Raw genomic sequence first — 13,467 nt, forward strand, 5'->3', positions numbered from 1 at the left:
ATCCGCGAGCCTTGGCGATCAACTGCGGCGGCCCATTCAACATCGCAGTGACAAACCGACCGCTTTCGTCGGAACGCCGCCCGGAGCAAGCTCGCTCCCACATTGGCACGGTGCCAGGCACAAACCTCCCAGACACCAGCGATACCCTGTGGGAGCGAGCTTGCTCGCGAAGACGGCGGCAGATTCAACATCGCAGTGACAGACCGACCGCTTTCGCGAGCGGGCGGGCTCCCACAGAGGCGGTCATTGCTTTACATAACGCCCGGGTGCCGGTTCCAGTGGCGGGTACTGCTCGCTACCGGTGTGCAGCACCGAAGGCTGGCGTTCCCCGGCGTGCCCGGCCAGCCAGGCGAACCAATCGTTCCACCAACTGCCTGGAGTCTGTTGGGCATTGCCGAACCAGGTTTCAGGGTCCTGGGTGACTTGGTCGTTGGTCCAGTAGTGGCGTTTTTCCTTGGCCGGTGGATTGATCACGCCCGCGATATGCCCCGAGGCGCCCAGCACGAACCGCTTGGTTCCGGAGAGCAATTCGGTGCTGGCGTAAGCGCTCCTCCATGGCACGATGTGGTCGTCATGGGTGGCGAGGATGTAGGCCGGGGCGTCGATGGCGCGCAGGTCCAGCTTGACCCCGCAGCAATCCAGCTCACCGGATTTCAGGTCGTTCTGCAAATAGGTATGGCGCAGGTACCAGCAGTACATCGGCCCCGGCAGGTTGGTGCTGTCGTTGTTCCAGAACAGCAGATCCAGCGGGATCGGTTTCTGCCCCTTGAGGTATTTGTCGACGTTGTAGTTCCACCACAGGTCGTTGGGGCGCAGCAGCGAGAAGGTATTGCCCATGTCCTCGCCCTTGAACAGGCCGATGGGGCCGTTCAGGCCGCCAATGGTGCGCTCGCGTTGGGCGACCAGTTGTTCGTCGACGAAGATATCGATCGCACCGGTATCGCGGTAATCGAGGAACGTGGTCAGCAGGCTGACGCTGGCGATGTCCTTGTCACCGCGGGCCGCCAATACGGCCAGCGCGGAACCCAGCAGCGTGCCACCGATGCAGAAACCCATGCAATTGGGCCGTTGCTCGCCGCTGATCTCGCGGGTCACCTGCAGGCCTTTGATAATGCCGGTTTCGACCAGGTCATCCCAAGTGGTGCCGGCGAGCGACTGGTCGAAGTTGCGCCAGGACATCAGGAATACCGGGTGGCCTTGCTGCAACAGATGGCGAACCATCGAGTTGTCGGGGCGCAGGTCGAGGATGTAGTACTTGTTGATCGCCGGCGGAACGATAAATACCGGGCGCCGGTATTGGGTTTCGCTTTGCGGATAGTACTGGATGAGCTGGAACAGCTCGTTCTCGAAGACTACTTCGCCGGGGGTATTGGCCAGGTCGACACCCACTTTGAAAGCACCTGCGTCGCACTGGCGCATCTTGCCTTCCTGCAGGTCGGCGGCCAGGTGCATCAGGCCGGTGACCAGGCTGCTGCCCTGGGTATCGACCACCCGTTGCAGCGCGTCGGGGTTACTGGCCAGGAAATTGCTCGGGGAAGCGGCGGCGATGGCTTGCTCCACCAGATACAACAGGCGCTGGCGTGGTTTCTTGTCGTTGATCGGCAGCAGATCGAGCAGCTTCAGTAGAAAACCGGCATTGAGCAGGTAAAACGCGGCGAGGGAACCAAACAATGGCTGGCCCCAGTTACCGCTCGCAAACCGTCGGTCGTCGAAGGTAAAGGCCTGGCCGGTCAGCAGACGCTGGCCGAGTTCAGCCCATTGTTGCTGATAATCTGACTGAAGGCTGTCCAGGGTGCTGCGTGGCACATCGAACCAGGCGTTGTGGTCCTGCCCGGTGAACCACGGATTGGTGGCGACCCACAGACGCAACTGTTGCACTGCAAAAGAGGCAGCGAACGGAACCTGGCCGGACCAGAAGGTGTTGAAAGTGTGTGCGTTATTGTCCATGGAACTCCTTGCCCACATGAAAAAAAACCAGACAGAAAAAAACCGCGGCGCCGGACTTCGGCGCCGCGGCTGCAGCCAAGAAAGCAGTTCGGTGTGTCTAGCGCTCGATGGCCAGGCTGACGCCCTGGCCGCCACCGATGCACAAGGTGGCCAGACCTTTTTTGCCATCGCGACGAATCAGTTCATGCACCAGCGACACCAGGATTCGCGCGCCCGATGCGCCGATCGGATGGCCGAGGGCAATCGCGCCACCGTTGACGTTGACCTTGTTCATGTCCCAGCCCAGTTCCTTGCTGACGGCCAGTGATTGCGCGGCGAACGCTTCGTTGGCCTCGATCAGGTCCAGGTCGTCCAGGCTCCAACCGGCTTTGGTCAGGGCCAGGCGGGTGGCAGGCACCGGGCCGATGCCCATGATCGACGGGTCGACACCGGCACTGGCATAAGCCTTGATGCGCGCCAGTACCGGCAAGCCCAGGGCCTCGGCCTTGGCGGCGCTGGCCAGCATCAGCACGGCGGCGCCGTCGTTGAGGGTCGACGCGTTGCCGGCGGTGACGGTGCCGGTTTTCTGGAACGCCGGCTTGAGGTTGCTCAAGGCCTGGAGTGTGCTGCCCGGGCGCGGTTGTTCGTCGGTGTCGAAGACCAGCGGATCACCCTTGCGCTGGGGAATCAGGATCGGGGTGATTTCAGCCTTGAAATAACCGCCTTCGATGGCGGCAGAGGCTTTCTGCTGCGAGGCCGCGGCAAAGGCGTCCTGGTCTTCGCGGCTGAGCTCATACTTGCTCGCCAGGTTTTCGGCGGTGATGCCCATGTGGTAGTCGTTGAACGCATCCCACAAGCCATCCTGGATCACGCTGTCCTGCAGTTGCGCATGACCCATGCGCAGGCCGGTGCGTGCCTTGGGCAGCACATAAGGGGCCAGGCTCATGTTTTCCTGGCCGCCGGCAATCACCAGTTCGGCGTCGCCGCAACGGATGGCCTGGACCGCGAGCTGGACCGCCTTGAGGCCGGAGCCGCAGACTTTGTTCAGGGTCAGGGCAGGGACGGTATGGGGCAGGCCGGCCTTGATCGCCGACTGGCGTGCCGGGTTCTGCCCGGAGCCTGCTGTCAGCACCTGGCCGAGGATCACTTCATCGATCTGTGCAGCATCGACACCGGTCTGTTCGAGCAGGCGACGAATCACTGCTGCGCCCAGTTCAGTGGCGGGAATGGCGGAAAGGGAACCTTGAAAACTGCCAATGGCGGTACGCGTAGCGGCAACGATTACGACTTCGTTCATGCAAAACCTCATCAGGATTGTGTCAAGCGAGAGCAGGGCGTCCTTGCCCTGACAGACTTATTGCATGTTCATGCCGCCATTGACCGAGAAGTCGGCGCCGGTGCTGTAGCCCGATTCATCGGACGCCAGCCAGGCGACGATCGAGGCGATTTCTTCGGGTTGGCCGAGGCGACCGACCGGTGTGGCCGCGATCATGGTGTCGAGAATGTCCTGGCGGATGGCCGCGGTCATGCTGGTCTGGATATAGCCGGGGGAGACGGTGTTGACGGTCACGCCCTTTCCTGAAACTTCACGGGCCAAAGCCATGGTGAAGCCATGGATGCCGGCTTTGGCCGCGCTGTAGTTGGTCTGGCCGAACTGGCCACGTTGACCGTTGATCGAGGAGATGTTGATGATCCGGCCCCAGCCCTTGGACAACATGCCTTCAATCACCTGTTTGGTGGTGTTGAACATGCCGTTGAGGTTGGTGTTGATTACGGCGTTCCAGTCTTCCGGAGTGATTTTGCGGAAGGAGGCGTCACGGGTGATGCCGGCGTTGTTGACCAGTACATCCACCGGGCCGAATTGTTCACGGGCCATCTCGAAGGCCTTGCGGGTGGACTCCCAATCGGTGATGTCGCCGTAGATGAATTCGAACTGATAACCCGCCGCCAGCTGGCTCGCTGCCCACTCATTCTTGCGGGCGGAATCGGAGCTGCAGCCCACGATGACTTTGAAACCTTCCTTGTGCAGGCGCTGACAAATTGCCGTGCCGATCCCACCCATACCGCCAGTAACCAACGCAATACGACCAAGCGATTTCATACAGTCTTTCCTTTCTATATTTTGCGTTGCAGGATGGGGTGTGATTGTTCGGTATTGGCGAGGTATGCGGAAGTGTTGGGAGGTGACTGTCTGGTGTCCAACGGTGCCACGCTTTTTTTTTCGATCCGCTGGCAAAAGGTGAGCAGAACCTATACTGAGATCAATAGTTCAATTTTAAACACCGGTTAATATTTACTGTAACGTAGGTAAGTCATGGCTCCGGACAGGATGTTCGGTTCCACAGGTCAATGAGGACGCCATGTATAGAATGAGTTCCGGTTACGCCAACGTGCTGGTCAATACGCTGTCAGCGGAAGGACTGGATGTCGCCCACCTTTGTCAGGAGGCTGGACTGGACTTGAAAATCGCGCACACGCCAGGAGCGTTATGTGAGCGAAGGGCGATCTATCGGCTTTGGCAACTGGCGGCACAGGCCAGCGGCGATCCCGACATCGGTTTGAAAGCCTACGGCCATTTTCACCCCGGCAGTTTTCAGATTGTCGGTTACACCATGATGTCGAGCCTTAACCTGAAAAGGGCGCTTGAACGCCTGGTGCGGTTCAGCCCGTTGATCGGCGGCGGTTTCAGCCTGTTTTTTGTCCCGGAGCAGGAGCATTACCGAATGGCTTCGCTCGATCATCAACAGTCCGGCTCGATCAAGCCTCGGCAATTTGCCGATGCCGGGCTGGCTTCCCTGCTGGGCTTTTGCCGCTGGCTGGGTGGCGGTACGTTGCCGCAGCCCCTGAGTGTGGAGTTCAGCTATCCGGAACCGCGAGACACGTCCGAGCATCAGCGGCTGTTTGGCTGCGACCTGCATTTTGGTTCGGCCTACGACAGCATCCTGTTTGACGGCCAGGAACTGCTGCGTCCGTTGAGCATGGCCAACGAGGCGTTGGCGGTACTGCATGACAGTTTCGCCGAGGCGCAACTGGATTCGCTTTGTGGCTTCTCCATTGTCGGCAAAATCCGCGCGCTGCTCACCGAGCGTTTGAGTCACGGCCAGGGCCAATGCGACATGGAGTCGATCGCCGCTGCGTTGCACCTCAGCAAGCGCACCCTGCAACGCGCCCTGGAAAAGGACGGGACCCAATTCAAGGACGTGCAGAACGCCGTGCGCCGGCAGCTGGCCGATTTCTACCTGCGCCATTCTCACTTCAACATGAAGCATGTGGCGTATCTCCTTGGTTTTCATGACCACAGCAGCTTCAACAAAGCCTGCAGCCGCTGGTTCGGCATGACCCCCGGTCAGTACCGGACAAATGAATCGTTCGCGTTCGAGGGGACCGCGCCGGTGTGACGCGGCGCTCGTGTGATCAAGGCTTTTTGGTCGAAGGTTTTTTCGCGCCTTTTTTTCCTTTGGAGGAGGGGCTCACCGGGCTCACAGTGTTGGCGATGGGTTTGGGCAGCACTGCCGGGACTTTTTGCGCGGTAGGACTGGTGGGTATCGGCTTGGCCGCTACGACCGGGACTTCCTGATTGATCGGCTCAGGTGTCGCTACCGGGTCTTTTTGCTTGGCTGGCTCAGGTGTGGCCAACGGTGCTTTTTGCTCGGCTGGCTGAGGTGATACCCCAGCAGCTTTCTGCTTGATTGGCTCAGGTGTGACTACGGGCGTTTTTTTCTCGGCTGGTTGCGTTTTTACCCCTGCGGCTTTTTGCTTGACTGGTTCAGGTGTGGCCACGGGCGCCTTTTGCTCGCCTGGCTGAGGTGATACCCCAGCAGCTTTCTGCTTGATAGGCTCAGGTGTGACTACGGGCGTTTTTTTCTCGGCTGGTTGCGGTGTTACCCCTGCGGCTTTTTGCTTGACTGGCTCAGGTGTGGCCACGGGCGCTTTTTGTTCGGCTGGCTGAGGTGTTACCCCAGCAGTTTTTTGCTTGACTGGCTCAGGTGTGACCACGGGCGCTTTTTGCTCGGCAGGCTGAGGTGTTACCCCAGCAGCTTTTTGCTTGACCGGCTCAGGCGTTACCACGGGATCTTTCGGCTGGACTGGCTGTGGTGTGACCACGGGAACCTTGATCGGCTCAGCTATCACCACCGGCATTTCCTGCTTGATGACTTCGGCTGTGGCTTCACTCGGCGCCTGGGTCGCGCTGAAAGCTGGCAAAGAGACATCCAGTAGCGTGTGCAGCTCACGCCAGAACGGATGTTCAGCGCCGTTGATGGTCAGCAGTTCCGGCAGCAGATTGGCCGCCGCCGCCAACACTTGTTGGCGTTCTTCGGCTTCGGGCAGCAGCAACGGCAGGCTTTGCACGCTTTCCTGCGGATAGGTGGCCACCAGCAATTTTTGCAGGCTCAAGGTTTCGCGCAGGTCAACCGACCCGGCACTGTGATCCGGCAGCGGCGCCTGCAATTGCCGGATCAGCTTCTCGACACTTTGCTGGCCGGGCTCGTTGATGTTGCGGCCCAGCAGAAACAGGATGCGGATCAAGGCTTCCATCAAGCCGCCCAGGGGCAGGGCATCCTGCAGGCGTTCGATCAGGAGCTTGTCGTGCTGCTCGGCATGTGCCTGCAGGTTTCGTCCGGTGACATTGCCGGTGAGGCTGTTCAATACGCCATAGATACCGTAGAAACACAGCTCCTGGGTGGCATCGCGCAGATCGCGGTAACCGTCCAGGGCATCCTGGATCTGGTTGGAGAACAACGCCTGCCAGGCCAGGAGAGGGTTGTCCGGGGTCGCTGGCTGACGATCCTTGCTCACCTGGGAGGCACTGGCGGATAGCCACCACAAGGCCGGGTTCATGCTGCTCCACATCACTTGTTGCTGATGGAAGGGGTGCGAGCGGCGGATCAGTTCGGCGGCCGGTTCATTGATCCACTGCCGCAACCACGGGCGTATGAAGCCGTCGTAGAGGCTGTTGTTGAGGGCGGAAGCGCGTTCGACCAGGGCGAATTCGCGATCGTCGTCACGGCGCGGCGGCTCGTCGCCATGAATGTCGGCGATCCGCCGCGGTTCGAAACGCACGGCATAGGGTGTTGCCGAGTTTTCCGGAAGGTCTTCGATCAACATTTCATACAGTCCGGCCGGCAAGGCATTGATGATGTCGACCGCACCGAGCAGCTCCCGGTGCTCGCGCCGGGCCACTTCACCGGACACGAAGATACCCAGGTGCCCGATGCTGGCATGGCGCAGGTAAACGATGGTGCGCCCGGCACGTTGCAGGGCGAGATCGCTGGGGTAGACGTCGGTGATCCAGTCCAGCGCCTGTTGCGGCGGCGTGATGTTGTCGCCATAGGAGCAGAACACCACCACCGGCACTTCGATGCGCTTGAGGTCCAGCCCGCTGCTCTTGCGCCCCAGGCCGCCGGACAAGCGATTGCCGATGAACAGGTCATCGACAATCATCTCGATTTCTTCGCCGTTGAGCAGCGTCGGGCTGCCCCACCAGCGCTCGAAGTCCAGAAAGCGCGGGGCCTCGCTGTCGACTTCGCTGAACAGGTGGTAGTACTTGCCCCACCAGCTGTGTGCCGGGTCGAGGCTTTCGAAATTGCTCACCAGCCAGGTGCCGTCGAAACGGTCGTTGCCCAGGTCGCTGCCCAGGCGCGCCATCCAGCCGCCCCCCAGCAAGCCGCCGGTGTAGCGCATCGGATTTTTTCCATTGACGCCGGCCCAGTAGGACAAGGGCGCGCCATTGACGATGATCAGCCCCGGCAACTCCGGCCGGGAGGCTGCCAACCCCATCAAGGACCAACCCGCCTGGCAGTTGCCGATCACCACCGGTTTGCTGCTGGCGGGATGCCGGGCACTGACGACTTCGATGAACCGGGCCTGGGCGGCGGTAATGTCCGCAAGGGTTTGCCCGGGTCTTGGCGAGTGACTGAAGGAAATGAAGTAGGTGGGGTGACCGGCCCGCAGGCTTTCGCCGATGACCGAATCCTGTTTGAAACCACCGATACCCGAGCCATGCCCGCCCCGTGGATCGATGATGATCACCGGCGGTTTATTGCCGTCGATCGCTTTGCCGGAGCCGCCAAACACCTGCAACAGCGAGTAATTGACCGGGCGGGGCAGGTCTGCACCGGCGACCAGGGTTTCATGATCGAATTTGAGCAGCAGCGGATACCCGGCCCGTTCGTGCGCCAGGGTGTTGTCGCCGCGCTGACGCAAGGTGTCCCAGAACAGCACGCTGCGTTGGCCAAGATCAGTGAAATATTCCTGCCATTGCTTTGCGGTAGGTTGTCTCAGTTGCCCGAGACTTGCGGGTGCGAAGGTTTTTGCCTGGCGCTTTTGCACGGCGTCGAGCACGTTGCGGGTATTGAGGCGTTGCAGGTGATTCAGGTGTTCGAACAACCCGGAGGTTGCTGCAAGCCCTTCATCTTGCAACGCAATATTCTTTTCCTGGCCCATGGTGAACTCCTGATGCCTTATAGGGACGCGGCGCATCCAACCCTTTTATTGAACAAGACTGGGCCGGCCGTCTGATGGTCAGGAGTTTAGCGCTATTAAGGGCAGGGCTGACAAGGTTTATTTTGCGCTGCACAAAATAGGGGTTGCGAAAATCTTTTGTGCACTGCAATATCAAGGCTAACGCGATGACTGGCAGGATCGCTATCGCGTCCTTCGGCCCATTTGGGCCTTCCAGTACCAGGAGATTCAAGCATGTCTTTTTTCAACTCGGAAAAACTGCAAGCCACTCAGAAAGCCAACCTTGACCTGATCCAGCAAATCAGCGGCAAAGTCTTCGCCAGCGTTGAGCAGCTCAGCCAGTTGCAGTTCAAGGCCCTGCGCGAGTCGACCGAAGAGCAGTTCGAAGGTGTTCGCAAGCTGCTGGCCGTACGCGGTCCACAAGATTTCGCCGAGCTGCAGGCTTCTTTCACCCAGCCGAACAAGCAGACCGAACGCCTGACCGAGTTCAATCGCCAGGTTCAGGCGCTGATCGCGGACACTCAGTCGGACATCGCCAAGCTGGCCACCAGCCAGGTAGAAGCCGGCACCCAGCAAGTGCAAGAGTTCGTTGAAGCGATCAGCAAGAACGCACCAGCTGGCTCCGAGCCAGTAGTGGCCGCGTTCAAGTCGGGCCTGGCGAATGCCAGCACCGCGTTTGCAAATGCACAGCAAGCCGCGAAACAGGCTTCCGATACGGCTCAGAGCACTTTCGCCGAAGCCACTGCCGCCGCCACCAAAGCAGCTCCAGAAGCAAGCGCCAAGACCGGTAACAAGTAAGTCTTGTCAGGCCGGCTGCACCGATGGCGATGGGTTTATTCCCCATCGCCATTTTTTTTGGTTTGAGAAAACTGATCGGCAGGGCTCGGGCCGACTGCAGGCGCTTGATCCATTCGAGCAGCACGCCGGGCAGCAGGGGCTTTCTGGTCCAGGGATGCAGGATGTCTGCATTCGAACAGCTGCGAACCCGCGCTAAAGATTGATGACTTCACCAGGCCTCAAGTGCCTTGGTTCGGTTGGGGAGGCAGGATGACTGTGAGCCGGGTAGGCGTCGCACACCTGTCAATGACCAGGCAGTGCTTCACTCACCGTCTTTCTTTGGCGGCTTGGCGCCAAACAGGCCGAACATGTTCTGGGTGTTGAGATAAAGCGCCTTGGATTGATCGACATACTGCCGCATCAGGTCCTGCATCACTGGCGCCTGTTGGTGCATGAACGTGGTCCAGGCTTCTGACGATTGCGCGCCGGTCTGGGACTGGATGTCGATCACGGTCTGAATGCTCTTGTCCAGGTAGCTGCCGAGCACGCCCTGATAAGGGCCGTAGAACTGGATGATCCCCATCAGCATCTCGCTGGAGAAGATCGGCTCGCCGCCGCTTTCAGCCTCCAGAATCACTTGCAGCAGAATACTGCGAGTCAAATCCTCGCCGCTCTTGGCATCGACCACCTGAAACGAAACCTTGTCGACGACCAGCTGGCGGATATCGGCCAGGGTCAGGTGACTGCTGGTATGGGTGTCGTACAGTCGGCGATTGGGGTATTTCTTGATCAGGCGGGGGGTGGTATCGGTCATGCGGGCGTCTCGCGGCGGGCCTGGTTAGCAGGCATCTTACTCTACTATGACCACTGCCGCGGGTTGGTGTCGGGGAGGGGAACCCAGGCCCGACATGTTTGTTGCTCTGGAGGACGCCATCGCGAGCAAGCTCGCTCCCACAGTGTTTGTCGGTGAATGCAGTATTTGCGAACAACAGAGATCCCTGTGGGAGCGAGCTTGCTCGCGATGAGGCCCGCCATCACAGGGCAAATCCAGCAGCAAAAAAGGGACTGCGCCATCCAGCGAGTCCCCCCTTGTGCAGCCGGATCGACTTACCAGATCGGCAAGCTATAGCTGACAATCAACCGATTCTCATCCAGATCGCTGCCAAAGTTGCTCGAGCGCACCGTGGCGTTACGCCATTTCACCCCGACATTCTTCAACGGCCCGCTCTGCACGACATAGCCGATATCGGTATCGCGCTCCCATTCCTTGCCTTCCGGGCGGTTGTTGCCCAGGTCGATATCGGAACCGGTGAGGTAGCGGGTCATGAAGGTCAGGCCCGGAACCCCAAGGGCCGCGAAGTTGTAGTCGTACCGGGCTTGCCAGGATTGTTCATCCTTGCTGGCGAAGTCGCCGATCTGCACGAAGTTGACCAGGAACGCATCGCTACCATTGATGTAGGCGTAGCCGGTGTCGCCGCTCATGCCTTGATAGCCGAGGCCGAACGCATGCCCGCCGAGGCTGTAGGTGAACATTGCGCCAATCGCGTTATTGTCGACGTTGCTGCCGCCATCGTCCGTGGAGCGGGCGTAACGCAGATCAGTCTTGAGCGACTGGCCGGTGGTGACCGGCAGCACGTAGGTCAGGTTCACCAGGTGCTGACTGTAGAGATTGTCGAGGTGGCCGTAGCTGTAGCCGGTGGCCAGGTTGCCGGTCCATTTGTAGTTGAGGCTGGCGAAATCGAAGCTGTCGCTGGCCGCATGGCGGGTAACGATGCCCTTGGCGCCGGTGCGGGTGATGCCCATGTCCTCGTAGTCCGAGGAGTCACGCTGGTTGACCTGGGTCAGGCGCCCGGCGTCCAGGGTCAGGCCTTCGACTTCCAGCGAGGTCAACTGACCGCCTTCGAAGGTTTGTGGCAACAGCCGCGAATCGTTGGCCAGCACCGTGGGCAGCTTGGGCAGCAGGGTGCCGAGTTTCAGCGTGCTCTTGGAGGCGCGCAGTTTGGCCGTCAGGCCCAGTTCGCCGTACTCGTCCTGGGCACCTTTACTGATGTCGCTATGGCGCTTGAGCAGGCCGGAGCCGGCGCGGTCGGGGCTGGAGTCGAGTTTGACGCCGACCAGGCCAATGGCATCGAAGCCGACGCCGATCAAGCCTTCGGTGAAGCCCGATTCGTAGCGCAGCAGAAAGCCCTGGGCCCATTCCTCTTGTTTGGATTGCGCAGCGTTGTCCTGGCGATAATCGCGATTGAAGTAGAAGTTGCGCAGCTCGAGGCTGGCCTTGCTGTCCTTGATAAAGTCAGCAGCGGCGGGGGCCGAGAGGCTGATGACGCCACCGGCCAGCAGCAGTCGGGTTGTGAGAGTGCGGGTGTTACGGTCCATGGTGAAGCCCCTTTGTTTTTATTATGCAAAGACAGGTCCCGCGGCCCTCGCCGGACGGGCGAGGGCTTATCGATAAAAACGCAGGCGCCGAAAAGAGAGGAGCGTGGCGCCGCGTGGGTTCAATCGTTAAAACTGTTCGGCAGACAGGCCATAGAGGGAGCCACTGCCGGCGCGGATGGATTGCTCCAGGCTCAAGATGCGCGGCAGCAGGCGATGGATGTAGAAGTCGGCGGTAGCGATCTTCGCGCCGTAGAACGCCTCGTCTTCGCCGCGTTTCTGCCCGGCGACCTGAGCCATGCGCGCCCACAGCCAGGCGTAGGCGACGTAGCCGAACAGGTGCAGATACTCCACCGAGGCGGCGCCGATTTCGTTGCGGTTGGTCGCCGCCTGGTCCTGCAGCCAGTCGCTCAGGTCTTCCAGGCGCTGCACGGCATCGAACAACTGAGCGCTATAGGGCGCGTCGGGCTGCTGGGCGAAATGAAGGATCTGGCCGGTGAACTGACGCAGGGCGAAGCCGTTATCGGCCAGCACTTTGCGACCGAGCAGGTCCAGCGCCTGAATGCCGTTGGTGCCTTCGTAGATCTGCGCGATGCGCACATCGCGAACCAATTGTTCCTGGCCCCATTCGCGGATATAGCCATGGCCGCCGAATACCTGTTGGCCGTTGATGCAGCTTTCCAGGCCGGTGTCGGTGAAAAACGCCTTGGCCACCGGTGTCAGCAGCGCGACCAGGGTTTGCGCGGTGTCGCGCTCACGGGCGTCATCGGAAAATTTCGCCAGGTCCAGTTGCTGCCCGACGTAACTGGCAAACGCACGGCCACCTTCGGTCATGGCTTTCATGCCGAGCAGCATGCGCCGTACATCGGGGTGGACGATGATCGGGTCGGCCGCGTTGTCCGGGGCGATGGCACCGGTCGGTGCGCGGCTCTGCACCCGTTCACGGGCGTAAGCCACGGCGCTCTGGTAGGACGCTTCGGCGCAACCGATGCCCTGGATGCCGATGGACAGGCGTTCGTAGTTCATCATGGTGAACATCGCCGCCAGGCCTTTGTTGGCCTCGCCGACCAACCAGCCGCTGGCGCCGTCGAAGTTCATTACGCAGGTCGCCGAGGCCTTGATGCCCATCTTGTGCTCGATCGAACCGCAGCTCACGGCGTTGGGATTGCCCAGGGAACCATCGGCATTGACCAGCACTTTGGGCACCACGAACAGCGAGATGCCTTTCGGGCCAGCCGGCGCGTCCGGCAGTCTGGCCAGCACCAGGTGCACGATGTTTTCGGTCAGGTCCTGATCGCCACCGGTGATGAAGATCTTGCTGCCGGTGATGCTGAAGCTGCCATCGGCCCGGGCTTCGGCACGGGTGCGAATCAGCCCCAGGTCGGTGCCGGCGTGGGCTTCAGTCAGGCACATGGACCCGGCCCAGCGGCCTTCATACATCGGCGGCAAATACAGGCTTTTCAGGGCCTCGCTGGCATGGGCGTCCAGCGCCAGGCAGGCGCCGGAACTCAAGGCCGAATACAGGGCGAAGCTCGAGTTGGCGCCGTAGAGCATTTCCTCGAACTGCACGGCAAGCATCTTGGGCATGCCCATGCCGCCGAAATCGGCGTTGCCGGACAGGCCGACCCAGCCGCCTTCGATGTAGGTGGCGTACGCCTGTTTGAAACCGATCGGCGTACTGACCTGGCCGTCTTGCCACTGGGCACCTTCCTCGTCGCCGCTGCGATTCAAGGGGGCGATCAGGTGCGAGGTGACTTTGGCGGCCTCCTCGAGAATCGCGTCGGCGGTGGCGGCGTCGACACTGTCGGCCAGGGCCGGCAGGCGCGCCCACAGGGCCGGGGCGTCGAACACTTCATGCAGCACAAAGCGCATGTCGCGCAGCGGGGCGTTGAATTCGGGCATAACGTGAACCTCAATGGAACGGTTGGG

The 13,467-nt window shown here is 60.6% G+C and carries 9 protein-coding genes; 2 read left to right on the forward strand and 7 right to left on the reverse strand.

Annotation, left to right across the window (positions count from 1 at the left end; all coding sequences use genetic code 11):
* Positions 1-243: 243 nt before the first annotated feature.
* The 3 genes from phaC to phbB all read right to left on the reverse strand — a co-directional run bounded on the left by phaC (position 244) and on the right by phbB (position 4,027).
* On the reverse strand, positions 244-1,947 hold the full coding sequence (phaC, locus tag ACA062_RS15190) for a class I poly(R)-hydroxyalkanoic acid synthase (protein ID WP_497457124.1): 1,704 nt from the start codon (positions 1,945-1,947) through the stop codon (positions 244-246).
* A 97-nt stretch (positions 1,948-2,044) separates the two neighbouring features.
* A complete protein-coding gene (locus ACA062_RS15195) occupies positions 2,045-3,223 on the reverse strand; it encodes an acetyl-CoA C-acetyltransferase (protein WP_497457125.1) in 1,179 nt (392 codons plus the stop codon).
* A 57-nt stretch (positions 3,224-3,280) separates the two neighbouring features.
* The gene (gene phbB / locus ACA062_RS15200; RefSeq protein WP_150797894.1) at positions 3,281-4,027 is read right to left on the reverse strand and encodes an acetoacetyl-CoA reductase; all 747 of its coding nucleotides are present in this window, start codon (positions 4,025-4,027) and stop codon (positions 3,281-3,283) included.
* A gap of 259 nt (positions 4,028-4,286) precedes the next feature.
* Here phbB and ACA062_RS15205 point away from each other — a divergent pair, with 259 nt between their 5' ends.
* On the forward strand, positions 4,287-5,324 hold the full coding sequence (locus ACA062_RS15205; RefSeq protein ID WP_497457126.1) for an AraC family transcriptional regulator: 1,038 nt from the start codon (positions 4,287-4,289) through the stop codon (positions 5,322-5,324).
* Positions 5,325-5,340: 16 nt separating this feature from the next.
* Here ACA062_RS15205 and ACA062_RS15210 read toward each other — a convergent pair whose 3' ends face one another.
* On the reverse strand, positions 5,341-8,370 hold the full coding sequence (locus ACA062_RS15210) for a DUF3141 domain-containing protein (protein WP_497457127.1): 3,030 nt from the start codon (positions 8,368-8,370) through the stop codon (positions 5,341-5,343).
* A gap of 252 nt (positions 8,371-8,622) precedes the next feature.
* Here ACA062_RS15210 and phaP point away from each other — a divergent pair, with 252 nt between their 5' ends.
* Positions 8,623-9,186: a TIGR01841 family phasin gene (gene phaP, locus ACA062_RS15215; protein WP_497457128.1), complete on the forward strand. Its 564-nt coding sequence runs from the start codon at positions 8,623-8,625 to the stop codon at positions 9,184-9,186.
* A gap of 301 nt (positions 9,187-9,487) precedes the next feature.
* On the opposite strand, the gene phaR is transcribed toward phaP, so the two are convergent.
* The 3 genes from phaR to ACA062_RS15230 form a co-directional block, all read right to left on the reverse strand.
* Positions 9,488-9,979, reverse strand: a complete 492-nt coding sequence (gene phaR, locus ACA062_RS15220; protein WP_497457129.1) for a polyhydroxyalkanoate synthesis repressor PhaR — start codon at positions 9,977-9,979, stop codon at positions 9,488-9,490.
* Positions 9,980-10,272: 293 nt separating this feature from the next.
* On the reverse strand, positions 10,273-11,541 hold the full coding sequence (locus ACA062_RS15225; RefSeq protein ID WP_497457130.1) for an OprD family porin: 1,269 nt from the start codon (positions 11,539-11,541) through the stop codon (positions 10,273-10,275).
* Between the two features lie 126 nt (positions 11,542-11,667).
* Positions 11,668-13,440 carry an acyl-CoA dehydrogenase C-terminal domain-containing protein gene (locus ACA062_RS15230; RefSeq protein ID WP_497457131.1) on the reverse strand — a complete coding sequence of 591 codons (1,773 nt, stop codon included), beginning with the start codon at positions 13,438-13,440 and terminating at the stop codon, positions 11,668-11,670.
* Positions 13,441-13,467 lie beyond the last annotated feature (27 nt).

It is taken from the genome of Pseudomonas sp. LBUM1679 (genome assembly GCF_059695565.1).

Bases quoted from the DNA above. Each gene is read 5' to 3' on its own strand.
- ACA062_RS15225 (WP_497457130.1), bottom strand. From the start codon at position 11,541: ATGGACCGTAACACCCGCACTCTCACAACCCGACTGCTGCTGGCCGGT.
- phaP (WP_497457128.1), top strand. From the start codon at position 8,623: ATGTCTTTTTTCAACTCGGAAAAACTGCAAGCCACTCAGAAAGCCAAC.
- phaR (WP_497457129.1), bottom strand. From the start codon at position 9,979: ATGACCGATACCACCCCCCGCCTGATCAAGAAATACCCCAATCGCCGA.
- ACA062_RS15205 (WP_497457126.1), top strand. From the start codon at position 4,287: ATGTATAGAATGAGTTCCGGTTACGCCAACGTGCTGGTCAATACGCTG.
- phbB (WP_150797894.1), bottom strand. From the start codon at position 4,027: ATGAAATCGCTTGGTCGTATTGCGTTGGTTACTGGCGGTATGGGTGGG.
- ACA062_RS15210 (WP_497457127.1), bottom strand. From the start codon at position 8,370: ATGGGCCAGGAAAAGAATATTGCGTTGCAAGATGAAGGGCTTGCAGCA.
- ACA062_RS15195 (WP_497457125.1), bottom strand. From the start codon at position 3,223: ATGAACGAAGTCGTAATCGTTGCCGCTACGCGTACCGCCATTGGCAGT.
- phaC (WP_497457124.1), bottom strand. From the start codon at position 1,947: ATGGACAATAACGCACACACTTTCAACACCTTCTGGTCCGGCCAGGTT.
- ACA062_RS15230 (WP_497457131.1), bottom strand. From the start codon at position 13,440: ATGCCCGAATTCAACGCCCCGCTGCGCGACATGCGCTTTGTGCTGCAT.